Source organism: Dickeya lacustris (assembly GCF_029635795.1).
Taxonomy (GTDB): domain Bacteria; phylum Pseudomonadota; class Gammaproteobacteria; order Enterobacterales; family Enterobacteriaceae; genus Dickeya; species Dickeya lacustris.
This window is the reverse complement of record NZ_CP114280.1, coordinates 533025-549615: the sequence shown is the minus strand read 5'-3', so window position 1 is coordinate 549615 and position 16591 is coordinate 533025. Positions and strand designations below refer to the sequence as shown.

General features: G+C 53.5%; 16 protein-coding genes, 1 tRNA gene and 1 pseudogene. 11 read left to right on the top strand and 7 right to left on the bottom strand.

Going from position 1 to position 16591, the window contains the following annotated elements:
* Positions 1-836: 836 nt before the first annotated feature.
* The gene (locus tag O1Q98_RS02505; RefSeq protein WP_240632853.1) at positions 837-1535 is read left to right on the top strand and encodes a DUF6862 domain-containing protein; all 699 of its coding nucleotides are present in this window, start codon (positions 837-839) and stop codon (positions 1533-1535) included.
* A gap of 9 nt (positions 1536-1544) precedes the next feature.
* Here the strand turns inward: O1Q98_RS02505 and O1Q98_RS02500 are convergent.
* Positions 1545-2664 (bottom strand): IS3 family transposase gene (locus O1Q98_RS02500; protein ID WP_278142765.1). Its coding sequence is split into 2 segments (ribosomal slippage): positions 1545-2406 and positions 2405-2664, totalling 1122 coding nucleotides; the frame shifts between segments, so codons are not numbered across the junction.
* 409 nt (positions 2665-3073) lie between these two features.
* Between O1Q98_RS02500 and O1Q98_RS02495 the strand changes: the two genes are divergently transcribed.
* Positions 3074-3571 carry a hypothetical protein gene (locus tag O1Q98_RS02495; protein ID WP_125261330.1) on the top strand — a complete coding sequence of 166 codons (498 nt, stop codon included), beginning with the start codon at positions 3074-3076 and terminating at the stop codon, positions 3569-3571.
* A 41-nt stretch (positions 3572-3612) separates the two neighbouring features.
* On the opposite strand, the pseudogene O1Q98_RS02490 reads toward O1Q98_RS02495, so the two are convergent.
* A pseudogene (locus tag O1Q98_RS02490) lies at positions 3613-3738 on the bottom strand (SymE family type I addiction module toxin); the annotation flags it as partial.
* Positions 3739-3862: 124 nt separating this feature from the next.
* Between O1Q98_RS02490 and O1Q98_RS02485 the strand changes: the two are divergent.
* Both O1Q98_RS02485 and O1Q98_RS02480 read left to right on the top strand, forming a co-directional pair.
* Positions 3863-5779, top strand: a complete 1917-nt coding sequence (locus O1Q98_RS02485) for a VENN motif pre-toxin domain-containing protein (protein ID WP_278142763.1) — start codon at positions 3863-3865, stop codon at positions 5777-5779.
* Between the two features lie 5 nt (positions 5780-5784).
* Positions 5785-6165, top strand: a complete 381-nt coding sequence (locus tag O1Q98_RS02480; protein ID WP_125259654.1) for a CDI toxin immunity protein — start codon at positions 5785-5787, stop codon at positions 6163-6165.
* 135 nt (positions 6166-6300) lie between these two features.
* On the opposite strand, the gene dapF is transcribed toward O1Q98_RS02480, so the two are convergent.
* A complete protein-coding gene (gene dapF, locus O1Q98_RS02475; RefSeq protein ID WP_125259657.1) occupies positions 6301-7158 on the bottom strand; it encodes a diaminopimelate epimerase in 858 nt (285 codons plus the stop codon).
* A 552-nt stretch (positions 7159-7710) separates the two neighbouring features.
* On the opposite strand from dapF, the gene O1Q98_RS02470 reads away from it, so the two are divergent.
* A complete protein-coding gene (locus O1Q98_RS02470; RefSeq protein ID WP_205744262.1) occupies positions 7711-8562 on the top strand; it encodes an amidohydrolase family protein in 852 nt (283 codons plus the stop codon).
* The gene (locus tag O1Q98_RS02465; protein ID WP_205744261.1) at positions 8556-8741 is read left to right on the top strand and encodes an amidohydrolase family protein; all 186 of its coding nucleotides are present in this window, start codon (positions 8556-8558) and stop codon (positions 8739-8741) included. Before O1Q98_RS02470 ends, O1Q98_RS02465 begins: the two co-directional genes overlap by 7 nt.
* Positions 8742-9298: 557 nt before the next feature.
* Here O1Q98_RS02465 and O1Q98_RS02460 read toward each other — a convergent pair.
* Positions 9299-9388 (bottom strand) — tRNA-Ser (locus O1Q98_RS02460).
* Between the two features lie 274 nt (positions 9389-9662).
* Here O1Q98_RS02460 and O1Q98_RS02455 point away from each other — a divergent pair.
* Both O1Q98_RS02455 and O1Q98_RS02450 read left to right on the top strand, forming a co-directional pair.
* Positions 9663-10400, top strand: a complete 738-nt coding sequence (locus tag O1Q98_RS02455) for a phosphatase (protein WP_125259653.1) — start codon at positions 9663-9665, stop codon at positions 10398-10400.
* A gap of 69 nt (positions 10401-10469) precedes the next feature.
* Complete coding sequence (locus O1Q98_RS02450) at positions 10470-11042, top strand: TorD/DmsD family molecular chaperone (RefSeq protein ID WP_125259652.1); 573 nt, start codon at positions 10470-10472, stop codon at positions 11040-11042.
* A gap of 52 nt (positions 11043-11094) precedes the next feature.
* On the opposite strand, the gene O1Q98_RS02445 is transcribed toward O1Q98_RS02450, so the two are convergent.
* The 3 genes from O1Q98_RS02445 to mdtH all read right to left on the bottom strand — a co-directional run bounded on the left by O1Q98_RS02445 (position 11095) and on the right by mdtH (position 13800).
* Entirely contained in the window at positions 11095-11658 is a 564-nt protein-coding gene (locus O1Q98_RS02445) for a lipoprotein (protein ID WP_125259651.1), read from the bottom strand.
* Between the two features lie 121 nt (positions 11659-11779).
* The gene (gene grxB, locus O1Q98_RS02440; RefSeq protein WP_125259650.1) at positions 11780-12427 is read right to left on the bottom strand and encodes a glutaredoxin 2; all 648 of its coding nucleotides are present in this window, start codon (positions 12425-12427) and stop codon (positions 11780-11782) included.
* 164 nt (positions 12428-12591) lie between these two features.
* Positions 12592-13800, bottom strand: coding sequence for a multidrug efflux MFS transporter MdtH (mdtH, locus tag O1Q98_RS02435; RefSeq protein WP_125259649.1), 1209 nt, complete (start codon positions 13798-13800; stop codon positions 12592-12594).
* A 313-nt stretch (positions 13801-14113) separates the two neighbouring features.
* Between mdtH and rimJ the strand changes: the two genes are divergently transcribed.
* The 3 genes from rimJ to O1Q98_RS02420 are packed head-to-tail and all read left to right on the top strand — an operon-like array spanning position 14114 to position 16333.
* Positions 14114-14698 (top strand): ribosomal protein S5-alanine N-acetyltransferase, encoded by a 585-nt coding sequence (gene rimJ / locus O1Q98_RS02430; RefSeq protein ID WP_125259648.1) that lies wholly within the window; start codon positions 14114-14116, stop codon positions 14696-14698.
* 19 nt (positions 14699-14717) lie between these two features.
* Positions 14718-15395, top strand: a complete 678-nt coding sequence (locus O1Q98_RS02425; protein ID WP_125259647.1) for a YceH family protein — start codon at positions 14718-14720, stop codon at positions 15393-15395.
* Positions 15396-15412: 17 nt separating this feature from the next.
* The gene (locus O1Q98_RS02420) at positions 15413-16333 is read left to right on the top strand and encodes a Gfo/Idh/MocA family protein (protein ID WP_125259646.1); all 921 of its coding nucleotides are present in this window, start codon (positions 15413-15415) and stop codon (positions 16331-16333) included.
* Positions 16334-16591 lie beyond the last annotated feature (258 nt).

Below are 16591 nucleotides of genomic sequence, written 5' to 3'. Positions count from 1 at the left end.
CCGCCCGGCCCGCGTTGTGCGGCGGTGCTCCGTGTCACCCCGGCGGCTGGCCGGTCAGCCGTTCAACATAATGCGGGGGATTATACGAAGCTCGCCGGGCAAGCCCACGGCTCCTTCACGCCGCGTGGAGCGGCTCGTATCGTATAATCCGCATTATGTCTTGCGCCCCCGCCATTGGCATCGCGGATGAGGCGCGGCGCGCAAGGCGGCGCCTTCCGCTGTCGGCTCCGGTGTTCCTTCGTCAGCACTCAGGTCAACCCCCAAACCCAACCCCCAAGAAGAAGTCGGCCCGTCGGGCCTCCGCTGAAAGGCATTACCTCGCCCCCGCCCCAACCCCGCTTCACTGGCTGCGCCCGGCTCGCAGTCGCAGGCTCCTTGCTCGTTCCCGTGCTCGCCATCTCCGCCCCGTGCGGCCCCCGCCGGGGGCCTCCCCGATGGTCGCCTGGCGGGTTGCTGTCCGGCGTGGTCATGCAGGTGCCTCTTCTCCTTAACCGTCGGAGTCACAGAGCGCCGCAGGGCGTCGCTTGCGGACTCTGTGCCGTCCGCACCGGCAGAACCCGCGCCGGCGCCACAGGCAAGCTGTGGCCCGTCACGGGTTGCGATGGAACCCCAAACTGAACCCCCAACACCGGATGGCAGCGGCTGCCGCCGCTGCTATGATGCGTGGGTTGCAGGCGAAAGCCCCGGCAGGGCGGTAGCGTGTCGGGGGCCAAAACCGCGTATCGGGGCTTCGGAGTTCGGGTATCGAAACGCTTCAGGGAAAACCGGCTGTAACCGGCTGACTGCACAGGGAAAAAGTGGGTTCGTCGGCTGACTTCGCAACGGATGACGTTGTTGTGGAGAATAACTTCCTGAGTGTCTCTGAGAAATCAGAGCTTGAGGTAGCGAAGCAGAAACTCCGCGACAGCAAAGACCCGGCAGAGCGTGAACAGGCGGAGAAAGACGTTGCCCGGTTAACGGAGCTGGATATCTCAAGGGACGGTGCTGTGCTTGTGGCCTGCGGTAATGGTGCTGCTGGAAGTGCGGCCTGTGCAGCGGCCAGACTGGAGGCGTATCAGGCCAAAGCGGAGTACGAAAACACCGGCAACTATAACTCCAGGGCCAGCCAGCAGTACGGCGATGCTTACAGCCAGATAGTGAACCTGCTGAATATCACCAGTGTTGATGCACAGAATCAGCAGCAGGTGAAGGATGCGATGGTAAACTATGCTATGCAGATGCTGGGAGTGGATAAAGCCACGGCAGAGCAGTATGTCTCGACTTACGATGGTATGAAGATTGTGGCGGCTTCGATAGCACCAGTAATAGGTTCTGCTGCTGCCAGTAAGATAGAAGCTCTGGCTGGTAAACAGCAGTTGTCTAATAATTTTGAGGTTAGTTCACTTCCAGATGCTAATGGGAAAAACCATATTACTGCTGTAAAAGGTGATGCGAAAATACCTGTCGATAAGATAGAGCTTTATATGCGTGGTAAGGCTTCAGGTGATCTTGAAGTGTTGCAGAAGGAATATAATATGACCTGCCCCCGGGATTAAATACAAAACTCAGTTAGTAATGTCGGCTCCTTCACTCTCAGAATTACCCTTTCTCCAGCTCGCTGCAAATTCAGACGGCGTCTGATAATTCAGCGTGGAGTGCGGGCGACATTCGTTATAATCCTGACGCCATTCGCTGATGGTTTTCCTGGCATGACTGACGTCGCTGAACCCGTGTTCATTCAGGCATTCATCGCGAAAGCGTCCGTTAAAACTCTCAATAAATCCGTTCTGTGTCGGCTTGCCGGGCTGGATAAGTCGCAACTCCACTCCATGCTCAAAGGCCCACTGTTCGAGCGCGCGGCAGGTAAACTCCGGGCCCTGATCGGTTCTTATCGTAGCCGGATAGCCGCGAAACAGCGCAATGCTGTCCAGAATACGCGTGACCTGCACGCCTGAAATCCCGAAGGCAACAGTGACCGTCAGGCATTCCTTTGTGAAGTCATCGACGCAGGTAAGGCACTTGATCCTGCGACCGGTAGCCAGCGCATCCATGACGAAATCCATCGACCAGGTCATGTTGGGCGCCGCCGGGCGGAGCAGCGGCAGACGTTCTGTTGCAAGCCCTTTACGACGACGTCTGCGTTTAACGACCAGCCCGTTCAGATGATAAAGGCGGTACACGCGCTTGTGATTAACCAGAAGCCCTTCACGGCGCAGTAACTGCCATATGCGGCGGTAGCCAAAACGCCTGCGCTCCAGTGCCAGTTCAGTAATGCGCCCTGATAAATTGGCATCAGCCGCCGGACGCTGAGCGTCATAGCGGCAGGTCGACAGGGACAAACCTGTGAGTCTGCAGGCACGACGTTGCGACAGACCGGTCGCATCACACATCAACACCACGACTTCGCGCTTCTGGTCGTCGTCAGTACTTTCGCCCAAGAGCCACCTGAAGCGCCTCCTTATCCAGCATGGCCTCGGCGAGCAGCTTCTTGAGTCTGGCGTTCTCTTCCTCAAGTGACTTCAGGCGCTTAACCTCAGGCACCTCCATGCCGCCATACTTCTTACGCCAGGTATAAAACGTGGCGTCGGAAATGGCGTGCTTACGGCAGAGCTCCCGGGCTGAAACGCCGACTTCAGCCTCGCGGAGGATACTGATGATCTGTTCATCGGAAAAACGCTTCTTCATGGGGATGTCCTCATGTGGCTTATGAAGACATTACTAACATCGCGGTGTATTAATCAATCGGGAGCAGGTCAAATACGCTTAAGGATTCACAAGTTGCTAATCAAAGCTTATTTGCTAAAGATCCAAGTAACGCAGTTAGACTAAAGCAACTATCGGATCAAATACATAATATCGAAAGATCGCGTGATATGGATCGTGTTCTCAATAATGCAGGTATATCTAATACACCGACTAATAACAGCATGATAATGGATAAGCTATTGGACTCAGCAACAAGTGTTACACCTGCGAACAGACAAACGTCGGTTGTAGTGTCCGGTGACAGTGGTTCTGTCAGGGTTTATGCGACCTGGACTATTTTACCTGATGGCTCAAAACGGTTATCAACTGTACAGGCAGGAGCATTCAAATGATGATGAGTGCAAACAAACTAGAACTCAAAGAGTTATTTGATGGACTAAACAGTTACCTAGCATATGGTTATGTTAATGAGCTTTCGCCAGAAGATCCTGCGAAAGATGCATTTGATTATCTCAATGCTCTTTATTTAGCTAATCAACATGAAGGACTCATTTTTTGCAAGTTAATCTTGGAGTCGGAAATATTATATAATGACTTCCTGAGATCAACTTGTTTATCGTATTTACTATTGTCAGAGAGTGGCTGGCAATATTCTTTTTCATTTTTACTTGAAAATAGTAAAGCTTTATCAGTTCCGTTACTGAAAGAGGCTCTATTCTATTTTTACTGCGCAAAGAATGAGACAGATCCTTATCCTGTACCAGATGGTTTATTCGAAAAGTTAATGGCAAGATATGAAGAATTGAAAGATGATCCCGATGCGAAATTTTATCATCTTCATGAGACGTACAACGATTTTTTAAAAGCTTACTCGTCGAATAATTAGAACAATCCCGGCCTCTGCGCCGGGATCTTTGTTTTTACCGGTTAGATCCTAATCTCCGCCTCAATCACCAGCCGCCCGCGCTCGACGGTGACGATAACCGGTTGCCCGGTGTTAAAACCGAGGTCTTCCAGCCAGCGGCCCTTGAGGGTGAGTTGCGGCGGCGAGTTGCCTGAAAATACGTCAGTCCCCGGACAGGAAATGTTTTGTCATTACCGTCATGCCGATGGTATGACAAACCACCCGGGATAATGCCTGATCCAGTTGGTGGCGGCAGTCGGGTCAACGGGTTCGATGCCGAAACGCCTGCACCCAACGTTGACGGGAATAAACCGTGCAGTGCCCGCTGTGGTCGCCGGGGAACATAACTGGTGGCGAGGCCGTAAGCCAGCGGCAGCGTCGGGCGGTAGCATGGCATTTTACCGCGAGCAGCAGACCGGGCTGTTTGCCGGTCAGGGGGGTTACGACATTCATGTCGGCAACCACACCCAGCTGGATGGCGCGGTGATAGGCTCGACGGCCAGCGCGGAGAACAACCGGCTGGAGACGGGCACGCTGGGCTTTGGCAATATTGACAACCGGGCCGAGTTTTCGGTGTCGCACAGCGGCGGCGGGATAAGCCTGAGCACGGCGCCGGGGCTGATGGATGCGCTGAAAACGGCGGCGATGACCACGCCGTCGGCGCTGATGTCACTGGGGCGGGGCGGCAATGCTGCCAGCACCACGTACGCGGCGGTGAGCGAGGGGGCGCTGATTATCCGTAATCAGGCCGGGCAGCAGCAGGACGTGGTGGGCCTGAGCCGGGATGCGGCGCACGCGGCGAACGGACTGAGTCCGCTGTTTGACAAGGAGCAGCAGCGCTTGCAGCTGGCGCAGTCGGTGGGGGCGCTGGGCGGGCAGGTGATGGAGGTGGTGCGCACCGAAGGGGAAATTCGTGCGACGTGGGCGGCAGAAGCCAGTGGCAAGGTGGATCGCCTGCCGGATACCGCCTCCGAGGCCGCGTGGGATAAATACCGGAAAGACCTGGCGGAGACGCCGGCGTACAAGGCGGTGATGGCGTCGTACGGCACGGGCAGCGACGTGCAGCGCGGGCTGCAGGCGGCGACGGCGGCGTTGCCGGCGGACGAGAAGAACGCCACCGCGTCGGATATTGCAGCGAATGCGATGGGCCATGCGCTGGTGGGGGCGGTGGTGGCGCAGGTGTCGGGCAAGGATGCAGCGGCAGGGGCCGTGGGCGCGGCGGGCGGCGAACTGGCGGCGCGGCTGCTTATCATGCAGGCGCTGTACCCGGGTCGTGACAGCAACACGCTGACGGAAACGGAAAAACAGTCGGTCAGCGCGCTGGCTTCGGTGGCGGCGGGGCTGGCAGCGGGGATCGTCTCCGGGAATGTGGACGCAGCCGCCAGCGGCGCGCAGGCCGGTCGCAATGCGGTGGAGAATAACTTCATGGCACCGCCACCGGCGGCTCCTGTGGCTGTCGGCGGTGAAGCGGCGGCGGTCGCCGGTGCGGTCGGTCAGGGTGTTCGTCAGGGAAGCGGCAAAGGTGACGACGAGGAGATGGGGGGAAGCTGTGAAGGCACCCGCGAACAGTGCGCGGTGCGTGACGGTACCCGTGGGCCGGGACATACGGAGTTACCGATAGCAGATAAAGATCCGACCGGTGGCAAGCTGGAAAACCCGGCCCCGACAGAGAACACGGCCACTACGCTGACGACGCCGGATCAGTCGGATAAGAACGGAGCCAGCCATACCGGAAATACCGATGGCGCACCGTCTACTGCCGGAAACACTACCACGACGCCGATCCCTGATGGGCCAAGTCAGGATGACTTGGCGTATTTGGCATCAAAAGGAAAATCAGGGAGTGGTAGCTCTCAGTCTGGGAATACGATTGAACAAACTCTTAAACCAGAGAAAAACTGGGAAAGTGCTCGAAATAAGGCATTGGATGTCGTAGGCAATTTAGGAGCCGACTCTAAACCTGTTATTGGACGATTGGAGATAAGTGCTGGTAATGGAAAGGTTATTGGTCGGCAATCTAATGATGGCAAGGTAGGCTGGCGTGTCGATTATGATCCTGAAAAAGGTACTCATATCAATACATGGGATTACTCTCAAGGTAAAGGCCCAGGAAAGGCAATAAAGCAGGTCATACCATTTGAGGGTAATGAAAAATCTTTTGAAACGATATTAAAACAACTAAACAGGTAAAGCCGATGACTTTATTTGATGAGTGTAAAGAAGCGCTTAGTGCTGATTTTAGTGTGATTGATGGGAAAGCATTAAAAGATGTCATGGATATTTTAAATCAATATCCATTTTCAAGAGGGGGACTTGTTTGGTCAGAAATGAAATTTTCAGATTATGGAAATATTGATGATCTGTTGATTAAGAGCCCCATGAAAACCGATGATGTATTCGTTTTTGCAGATGATGCTAGTATTCCTGTATTTAAGACGAAATTAAAATTGATTGCTGAAAATATTTATGATGTGACAGCCTTGTCGCCAAAATTATTCATTTTTAATGATGAAATAATATTACAACCCTTGTTCCCAACTGAAATGATCCGCTTGGGTATAAAAGCTAAGTTATAGAAAAGATCCCGGCCCTGCGCCAGGATCGTCATTTTTACCGGTCAGATCCTAAGCTCAACCTCAATCACCCGCCGCCCGCGCTCGACGGTGACGATAACCGGCTGGCCGAGGGTGGTGTTGGTTACTCGGCAAACGTCAGGCCGAGTCGCGGGTGGGGGGCATGAGGTCAAAAAAGCAGTCGTTATCCAGTGTAATATCCGCTACCTTCTGTACCGGCCCACGCATCTGAACTTGAAATTGGCTATCTATTGCGATGGCAAGCTGTCCTCCCGGCATATGTACCGTTACGCGAGGTTCAATGTAGCCCAATTTGTACATGGCGCTGGCAGCGGCACAACTGCTACTGCCTGATGCGAGAGTGTATCCTGCGCCGCGCTCCCAAATACCGATAGTAATCGCCTGGCGGTTGAGTACCTCAACAAATTGAACATTGGTGCGGCGAGGGAATATCGCCAGTGTTTCGATTTGTCTGCCAACGTGCTGTACCAGCTCGAGGTCGAGGTGTTTTACGCGGATAACACAGTGAGGGTTGCCCATAGATACCAGGGTGGCGTGGAAGCGGTGTTCTCCAAGCGTTAATGGCAGGGACAATGCTTCATCACCCTCGACGAGGGCTGGCAGTGCAGCAGGTGAAAAATTGGCTCGCCCCATGTCTACCGTTATCTGATGAGCGCCTTTCTCGACCAGACAAAACACCATTCCTCCTGCCGTCTGTATCGGAAATCGGGTATGCATTACCCGGCCACAATCAAACAGGTAACGCGCGTAAATCCTCAACCCATTACCACTCTTTTCCGCTTCGCAACCGTCAGGGTTAATAATTTTAAGTGCAGGTATGCCATCAGTTTGCATATCGATAAGCAAACCATCAGAACCAATACCATAATGACGGTGACATATTCGCTGAATATGAGCGGGCGTTAGTTTTTCAAAGACGGATTGATGACAGACCAGATAATCATTACCTAACCCATGATAGCGATGAAATATCAGTTTATTTTGCTTTAATAGCAAAGTGTAGTGAACGATAAAACATACGGTTTTTCTGTGGTAAAGCCAGCGTAATAAAACAGGAAGAAAAAACTCTTCATAACCATGGAGGAATATTAAAAATGCTGATGCATAAATAGGATGGCTTTTGATGCTGTTATGGGGAATAGGTGAATTTGCCAGAATTAATAAAAAATATTGAGGCGGAGTGAGCGCATAAAACCTCTTTGCATGAGGCGGGATATATTGCAGAGGCGTGTCTCTGCATTGATGTGGAAGAAAAGGGAATTGTAGTCAAGGCGGTGCATCGCGTTTAATTATCAACTCTAGGTTATGAATTACTCAACCTTAACCCCAGTTTTTATCTGAGTGTGGCCCCAATACAATCCAATCCTACACACTGGTAGCTGCATTCACCAATGAGGAGGAGGAAGAGGTGCAATCCACCGACGTGGTGCCTTTCCTGCTGGCATCCACGCGCAATGAACGGGGTGCTCATCATCAGCTCCAGCCTTGTTAGCGCAAATGCTGACTAACGGAATAAAGGAGAACGGCATGAAACTGATCTGCGTTGAAGAGCATGTGCTTGATCCCGGCATTGGCCTGGCCACTCAGGAACTTGCACTCACGGCTGCCCCATACCTGAAGGATTGGGGATATCGGGTGATTGATGGACAACATGTTGCGGATCGCAGCCGACCCCATGTTATCGCCCCCTCTGAGTCGGCTCAAAAGGGGCTCAACGTGGACGCATCGCGCATTGCCGATATGGATGAGGCAGGCATTGATATGCAGATACTGTCTTACGGTGGGTTCCCTCAACTGCTACCAGCGGCCCAAGCTATCCCTCTGAATCGTGCCGCCAACGATAAGCTGGCGCTCGCTGTGCAGGCCCACCCCACACGGTTTGCCGCATTTGCGACGTTGCCCTGGCAAGAGCCGCAGGCCGCAGCACGAGAGTTAGAGCGGGCCGTAAAACAGTTGGGCTTTAAGGGCGTGCTCATCAACGGTCTCCCCGGGCATACATTCCTGGATGATGAGCGTTACGCTCCCGTGCTCGCCACGCTCAATGAATTGAATGTTCCTTTGTATGTTCATCCTGGCTTGCCTGATTTGGCTGTTCAGCAGCGCTATTACGAGGGTTTTGAACGGGAAGTGACCGCGCGTTTATCGATGTTTGCGTGGGGGTGGCACAATGAAGCGGGTATACAGGTTGTGCGCATGCTGCTTGCTGGCGTATTTGACCGTTATCCCAATCTGCAGGTGATTAGCGGCCACTGGGGGAAATGGTGCCTTTCTTCTTGCAACGCTTGGAAGACGCTATCCCGCAGGAGGCATCGGGTCTGCATCGCCCGATTGTGCAGACCTACCGCGAGCATGTGTACGTCTCGCCCAGCGGCATGCTGACCCTACCGCATTTTCAGTTTATCCACACGCTGATGGGGGCGGAACGGATTCTGTACTCTATCGACTACCCATATCAGAGTCTGGATGGGGTGCGGGCTTTCATCGATAGCCTCCCCATCAGTGAGGCCGATAAAGCGCTGATCGCTCACGGTAATGCCGAGCGGCTATTGGGTCTGTGAGTTAACCCGGATGAAACGGGGCTCTGAATACGGGCCGCAGGGCTTCTGGTGTATGCAGGCATTTCTTCGCGCGTCGTGACGTCAATAGCGAATCGGCCAGGCCAGCGCGTTCTCTGTCTTCAGCGCATTCTGGTTTGAGTTCGGCCCAGCTATCGTTGGCTCTTTTGGGTTGATGGGGCTCACCGGTATTCTCGCTGCCAGTATCAGCGGTCGTTTAATCGAAAACCTCGGCTCTTCTGCCAGTCTGCTACTGGGTCTGGCCTGTGGTGTTGTGGCTTTCAGTCTTTGTTTGATCTCTCATGCGATTACTGGGCTAGTCATCGGGATTGTACTGCTCGACTTCGGCCTCTCGATTGCCAATGTCTCGAATCAATCGAAGATTCTCGGACTGAATATACAGGCCAGAAGCCGCATAAACACTATCTAAAGCGCCGGTTTCAATGAGAAATATGGAAGCTGAGATACAAAAAAAGTCCGCCTGAGCGAACTTTTCATGCATGACTTTATGCAGAACAAAACCAAAAGATATATTCAATTATTTGATTCTGTTGAGAATATGGCGGTGAGGGAGGGATTCGAACCCTCGATACGTTTTCACGTATACACACTTTCCAGGCGTGCTCCTTCAGCCACTCGGACACCTCACCGAACGTCACCAGCGGGGGCGACGGGGCGCTACTCTAGGGAAAATCTGTTTCAGCGTCAATATGCTTTTTCCATAAAAATGCCCGTTTAGCTAAACTTAACGCAATTTGCTGATTTACTAACCATTTGTTGTGTTTTTCGCGTCAAGAAGGGCGGTGCTGTGTATCCATAAAGGTGTTGTCCTTATGTTAATTTCTGGTGACGGCGCGGCTTCGATGGCTGTGTCAGGCGGGGATAAATGCTATGCTGACTCATTAATGCGAGTCAGGAGAAATCATGTATCCCGTTGATTTACACATGCACACGGTAGCCAGCACGCATGCCTATAGCACCTTGCATGATTATGTGGCGCAAGCGAAAGCCCGCCAGATTAAATTGATTGCAATTACCGATCATGGCCCGGATATGGCTGATGCCCCGCACTACTGGCATTTCATCAATATGCGGGTTTGGCCTCGGGTGGTGGAGGGCGTCGGTATTTTGCGTGGTATTGAGGCTAATATCAAAAATCTGGCTGGCGATATTGATTGCACGGGCCCGATGTTGGATGGGTTGGATCTCGTGATTGCCGGTTTCCATGAGCCCGTTTTTGCCCCCAAAGACAGAGACAGCCATACCGAAGCGATGATTGCGGCGATGGCGCAGGGGGCTGTACATATTATTAGCCATCCGGGTAATCCCAAATTTCCTATCGATATTCAGGCTGTGGCACAGGCAGCGGCTAAATACCATGTTGCGCTGGAATTGAATAATTCTTCTTTTGCTCATTCTCGTAAAGGCAGTGAGGCGAATTGCCGGGCGGTAGCGCAGGCGGTGCGTGAGGCGGGCGGCTATTTGGCGTTAGGCTCCGACTCGCATGTTGCCTGGTCGCTAGGGGAGTTTCCTCATTGCGAGCGTATTTTGCAGGATGTTGATTTTCCGCAGGATCGCGTGTTGAATGTCAGCCCGCGCCGGGTGCTGGATTTTTTGGTTCAGCGTGGTAAACCCGCGATTGCGGAGTTGGCGAATTGGTGACAGCCTTTGGCCTGTCGTCGCTATGTGCTCATCGAGAGACAGAGACTTTCCTGTTAACAGGTAACTAAAATGAATGAATTTTCCGTGGTGTGCCGCATTCTTGGCACCCTGTTTAATCGCCCACCACACGACCCCTTGCTGGCACCGCTGCTGAATCTGATTAGCCAGGGCAAGCTGGCGCAGCAGTGGCCGCTGGCACAGGATGAATTGATGGCGCGTTGGCAACATAGTGTGGATGTGCCCGCGATGCAGGCCGATTATGACGCTCTGTTTGGTTCTGATGCGTCAGTACCGGCGCGGCGAGCCGACTGGCTGGACGAGGCGCCGGAAACCGAGGTGCGCGCATTTTTACAACAGCGCGGTATGCCATTAGGCGAGGGGGCAGCCGATCGGTTCGGTTCGTTGCTGTTGGCGGCATCCTGGCTTGAAGATCAGGCTAGCGAAGATGAAACGGCGGCGCAGTCTGCCTTGTTTGATGAGTATGTCTTAACCTGGAGCGATCGTTTCCTCGGCAAACTGGAAAGCCATGCTACCACCGCTTTTTACCGCACCCTGGCGATAATTAGCCGTGAAGCGCTGGAGGCGATGCGTGATGAACTGGCTGAGGCCGATGGGCATGACGATAGCGCTGATGCGATATAAGTGATAAACCGAGGGCGGCGAGGGAGGCTGCCCAACGGCGTAGGCAGGCATGTTAATCCGTTAACAGAATGATTAACTGACCGGGTTTGACGTCGATGCCTTTTGCCAGCTTTTTGGCCAGCGCTTCTTTATTGCTGTGTTCCGGGTTAAGCACATAAGCGGGTTTTTGGTCAAAATAGCTTGTCAGCGACTGATTAAGGTATGGCATGAGTGTTTGTAACACGGTTTGCAGCGACGGTGGCTGGACGCTGTAGTCCACCAGCGTCATCTCTTTGAGGTAGATAGCGCCGCGCGTTTTATCGAAAACCGGTTGTGCTTTTAGGGTGAGCCTGAGCGTTGCCTGCTGTGCGCCCAACAACGAATGAATCTCGACATTTGCCTCGCCACTGAGGGTGATTTTGCCAGGCTCGCTGCGGCCAATCTGACTTGAGATGTGGGTGAGCGTGATGCTCGCCTCCGCCACGCCCTGAACGCCCAGCGCTTTCTGATAATCATTATGCTGTTGCAGATACTGATTAATGTCTTGTTCACTCAGGTTGTATTGTGTGAAGCGGCTACATCCCCCGAGTAGCATGATGCCGAAAAATACCAGTGCCGCCATCACGGGCGCTTTCATTGTTTTAACCTCTTGTTTTCATTTCGCCCTCAGTGTGAGGGCGTCGGCAGGGTGCGACATTTCAGGAATATCGCCAATCGGAAAAGACTCAAACGCCGCCTTCCGCTGGCAGCGCGGCGGGTTATTGCGCCTGTTCCAGCAGCAGATTGACCTGACTTTGCCGGGAAAGGGTATCGCAATAGGCGGCAATCGACGCCGGTACGGTAACGTCAGCGACAATGGTCAGTGAACGCAGCAAGGCGAACAGATGGATATCATCCAGCGACAGTGCGCCGTTGCACGCATCAGCGGAGACGATCAGCGGGGCCAGCGTCTGCAAATCGGCTTCAAGTCGGCGTATTAGCTCGGCGCTTTGCGCTAAAAGATCGTCGAAGCGGCCAAATTGCCCCTCTTTTTTGTTGATGAAGTATTGACGGCCAGCGTCGGTGGCGAACTCGTCAAAATCAGCGCGAGCAAAACGCGGCAACAATAAACGTGGCGCGTATTCATAAACGCGGCGAATCCAGGCATCAATCGCCGGGTTGGTCATGCCGGTCAGGAGGGGTTTGCCATCCAGCGCATCGATGTAATGCACAATATCCAGGCTTTCTGGCATGTAGCTGCCATCTTCTTTTTGCAAGATAGGCACCATTTTTTGCCCAACCATGGCAATTGGCGTGGCTTCATCCTCATTAGAGAGCACCTGCAATGCCACCGGAAGGTGTTTCAGGCCGAAAATCATGCGGGCTTTGACACAAAAAGGACAGTGGTCATAAACGAACAGTTTCATTCAATTTCCTTAACGTCAGGCAATAACAGCAGGATGTCATTATATCGGGTGGAATGATTTAACGATAAGCACAATACTCAGGTATACAGCAATGCAGGTATACGACAATGCGGGCATCATGCAACAACGGTATACCGTACCGCCGCGATAAACGGCGGTGAAAATTATCCGTGCTCGCTTAACATCTCAGGCGTTTGGCGGTGCAGGTAAAACTGCCAATACAGCGCCAGTAACGTCAAGATGCCAATGATACTGAGCATCAGCCAAGGCAGCGTGGGTTGACCTAGCGCTTTTCCGGTATCGAACAACCAGCCGCCGCCGCTGTAGCCAAGCGCGCCGCCCAATGCCAACCCCATACGGCTAAAACCCATATAGCTGCCGCGTGCCCGTGCGTCCGAAAGCGACGCGCCCAGCGTTTCGCGCGCCGGTTCCGCGATGATAGACCCCATGTAGAACAAGCCAATCAGCATCAGCAGTGAGGATAAACTGCTCATCATCCCCATGGGCAGCAAGCTGATGGTCATGATAAATAAGCCAAACATCAGCCTTTGCTCCAGGCGGTAGCGTTTTTCACTCCAGCGGGCTATCGGGTACAGCAGCAGTAGCGAGAGTGACGCTTCAATCGCATACATCCACTTGACGGCAGACGGGCTACCGGCCAGTTCGTTGACCATAATCGGCATCATCAGCAAGACCTGAACGCCCAACATGAAATAGCCGGTCAGCGTCAGCACATAGACCACGAAACGGCGATCGCGCATGACGCGCAGCAACCCCTCCCGAATCGGTGTGCGGGTGGTAGAGATGCGATAAGCGGGCAGCAACAGGGCATTGAGTAACGCCGCCAGAACGAAAACGGCGGCACCGGCCCAGCACACCACGGCAAAGTTATATTGCATCAAGGCGCTGCCGATCAGTGCGCCAATCACAGCGCCCGCGTTATCTTGCATCATCAGTAATGAAAAAAAGCGGCTGCGCTCATGCGGGCGCGTCAGTTTGATGACAATTGCGTTGCGCGGCGGCTCAAACAGCGTGCCACCCAGCGCAGAAAGCACACAGGACAGTATCAAAACCAGTGGTGTCGTTGCCAAGGCCATGAACACGAAGCCCAGCGCGCGAAGCAGCATACCTGCAACAATCATCGGTTTTGCACCAAAGCGGTCAGCAATAGCGCCACCAAAAATGCCCAACCCTTGCTGGGTAAATTGGCGCAGGCCCAGCGCAATCCCGACGGTGAGGGCTGCCCAGCCCATTTGATCAACAAAGCGAATGGAAATGAGCGGAAAAACGACAAAAAAACCTAATACCACCAGCATATTGTCCAGCAGCAGAAAATATTTACCCAGGCTGCGGGCCTGTGTCATTAATGACATGTTTCACCACGAGGAATTGAATGAAAGGAATACAACCCGTCTATTCTCGCGCTGAATTGCTCAAGGGGATAGTGCGTTGACATAATAAATTTTTTTATCGTTCAACTGTTATCTGGCAAGCAGATTGTGAAAAAAATCGGTATGGACGTGTTGATTGTGCAATAACTCGGCAGTGACGGTTTTACGCTATGGAATTTATGTGGTTATAGTAAGCGCACTCGTGAATTCGCTACGATAATGGCGGCGAGGCCCGTTACCGTAGCGTCATTAATAAAATTTCTTCATCGAACAATTGTCACCTGAGGGGGAAGCCATGTTTGGCTATCGTTCAACGACACCCAGAGTCTGCCTGACGACAGACCGGATGGTGGTGCGTCTGGCACATGAACGCGATGCCTGGCGTCTGGCTGAGTACTATGCAGAGAACCGTGATTTTTTAAAACCCTGGGAGCCGGTGCGTGATGCCAGTCACTGTTATCCCTCCGGTTGGCAGGCACGGTTAAGTGTGATTACCGACATGCACAAACAGGGGAGCGCGTACTATTTTCTGCTGTTAGATCAGGATGAGAATGAGGTGCGCGGGGTGGCTAATTTCAGCAACGTGCTGCGAGGTTCATTCCATGCCTGTTATCTCGGTTATTCACTGGGTGAGAAATGGCAAGGCCAGGGGCTGATGTATGAGGCGTTACAGTCGGCGCTGCGTTATATGCAGCGTCAACAGCATATGCATCGCATTATGGCCAATTACATGCCGCACAATCACCGTAGCGGGAACCTGTTGGCACGCCTTGGCTTTGAAAAAGAGGGCTATGCCAAAAACTACCTGCTGATCGACGGTAAATGGCAAGATCATGTATTAACCGCGTTAACCAACAACGAATGGACGCCGATGCGCTAATGACCGGGGGAGTTGCGCCATGAAATACCAATTTACACCACCAGAGGCCCGTATTATTGGCTGTTTGCTGGAAAAGCAGGTGACAACGCCGGATCAATATCCGATGTCGCTGAATGGGTTGACCAGTGCCTGCAACCAGAAAACCAATCGCGAACCGGTGATGGAGCTGGGTGAAAATGATGTTCAGCAAACGCTTGATCTGCTGGTGAAGCGGCATTTTCTGCGCACCGTGAGCGGCTTTGGTAATCGGGTCATGAAATACGAACATCGTTTTTGTAATTCCGAATTTGGCGACCTGAAATTCTCGGATGCTGAACTGGCGCTCGTCACGACGCTCTTGTTGCGTGGTGCGCAAACGCCGGGAGAATTACGTACCCGCGCGGGGCGGTTGTATGAGTTTTCCGATGTGGCGGAAGTTGAAAACGTATTACAGCGCTTGCAACAGCGTGAGGATGGGCCTTTTGTGGTGCGCCTGGCGCGCGAGCCGGGCAAGCGTGAGAGCCGGTTTATGCATCTGTTCAGCGGTGATGTGGCGCAAAGCGATGTGGACGGTGGCGATGCGTTGGGTGGAAATCCGCTTTCGTCATCGGGGGAGGATTTGGCGGCGCGTGTTGCCGCGCTTGAGCTTGAGGTCGCCGAATTGCGGGCGCAGCTGGCGGCGTTATCGGCAGCACCCTCAGGGTCGTTTGCCCAATAACGAGTCAGAGGCGTGATATGAAAACCCTGAATGTCGGTGTCGTCGGGCTTGGCGACATCGCCCGCAAGGCGTACCTGCCGGTGTTATCACAGGCTGAACGCTGGCAGTTGGCCGGTGCCTGGTCGCCCAATCAGATCAACGCACAAGCGGTATGCCAGGCATACCGCATTCCCTGTTTCTCCTCTTTAATGTCGCTTGCGGCACAGTGCGATGCGCTGTTTGTTCACAGCAGCACCGCCAGTCACTACGAGGTGGTGAAGACGCTGCTGTTGGCAGGTAAACACGTCTATGTGGATAAACCGCTGGCGCAGACGCTCTCCCAGGCGGAAGAACTGGTGCAACTTGCCGGCAGGCAAGGCCTGCAACTGATGGTGGGCTTCAATCGCCGTTTTGCACCGCTCTATCAGCAGCTCAAAGCCGCTTGCCCACAGCCTGCCAGCGTGAGGATGGATAAACACCGCATTGATCAGGTCGGGCCCCATCCACTGGCTTTCACGTTATTAGATGACTACCTGCATGTCGTCGATACGGCGTTGTGGTTGGCCGGGGTGAACGAGGCGTGCTCGGCGTTATGCTCAGGTGTGCTCCGCTGCAATGCCGAGGGGCAGCTTATCTATGCGGAACATCACTTCAGCAGCGCTTACGGTATGGTAACGACGGCGATGCATCGTCAGGCTGGCAGTGCGCGTGAAAGTGTGCAACTGACTGGCTCTGGCGGTTGTTATCAGGTGGATAATTTGCGTGAATGGCGCGAAGAGCGTGAGGGCTCGGTGGTTATGCGCCCGGAACCAGCCTGGCAGACAATGCTGGCACAGCGAGGATTTGTCGGCGCGGTGCACCATTTTATTGATGCCGTTATCGGGCAACAGCCGCCGTTGACTAGCGGTGAACAGGCATTACAGGCGCAACGCGTGATTGAGGCGCTACAGCAGAAATGACGTTACGTTAAGAAAACGCCGAAAAAAACAGCGCCTGTCGCGGCGCTGTGTGGCTATTCGCATGGCAATCGACTAGGCTGTGCCGCGACAGCCAGGCCAGGGCGGTGTCGCGGTATAAGATGATATCGCGGTATAAGACGAGCGCACGCCGACTTCTCATTCACTGTATTCACTGTGCTGGCGTCACTCTTGCGGGCAGCGGTTGCAGGCTGTCTGCGCCTGAGCGGGCGAGCCTTGCTGTTCCGCCGCGATAACTCT

Bases quoted from the DNA above. Each gene is read 5' to 3' on its own strand.
- O1Q98_RS02445 (WP_125259651.1), bottom strand. From the start codon at position 11,658: ATGAAAGCGCCCGTGATGGCGGCACTGGTATTTTTCGGCATCATGCTA.
- rimJ (WP_125259648.1), top strand. From the start codon at position 14,114: ATGTTTGGCTATCGTTCAACGACACCCAGAGTCTGCCTGACGACAGAC.
- O1Q98_RS02480 (WP_125259654.1), top strand. From the start codon at position 5,785: ATGACTTTATTTGATGAGTGTAAAGAAGCGCTTAGTGCTGATTTTAGT.
- O1Q98_RS02450 (WP_125259652.1), top strand. From the start codon at position 10,470: ATGAATGAATTTTCCGTGGTGTGCCGCATTCTTGGCACCCTGTTTAAT.
- O1Q98_RS02495 (WP_125261330.1), top strand. From the start codon at position 3,074: ATGATGATGAGTGCAAACAAACTAGAACTCAAAGAGTTATTTGATGGA.
- O1Q98_RS02455 (WP_125259653.1), top strand. From the start codon at position 9,663: ATGTATCCCGTTGATTTACACATGCACACGGTAGCCAGCACGCATGCC.
- O1Q98_RS02485 (WP_278142763.1), top strand. From the start codon at position 3,863: ATGCCGAAACGCCTGCACCCAACGTTGACGGGAATAAACCGTGCAGTG.
- O1Q98_RS02425 (WP_125259647.1), top strand. From the start codon at position 14,718: ATGAAATACCAATTTACACCACCAGAGGCCCGTATTATTGGCTGTTTG.
- O1Q98_RS02470 (WP_205744262.1), top strand. From the start codon at position 7,711: ATGAAACTGATCTGCGTTGAAGAGCATGTGCTTGATCCCGGCATTGGC.
- mdtH (WP_125259649.1), bottom strand. From the start codon at position 13,800: ATGTCATTAATGACACAGGCCCGCAGCCTGGGTAAATATTTTCTGCTG.
- O1Q98_RS02465 (WP_205744261.1), top strand. From the start codon at position 8,556: ATGCTGACCCTACCGCATTTTCAGTTTATCCACACGCTGATGGGGGCG.
- grxB (WP_125259650.1), bottom strand. From the start codon at position 12,427: ATGAAACTGTTCGTTTATGACCACTGTCCTTTTTGTGTCAAAGCCCGC.
- O1Q98_RS02420 (WP_125259646.1), top strand. From the start codon at position 15,413: ATGAAAACCCTGAATGTCGGTGTCGTCGGGCTTGGCGACATCGCCCGC.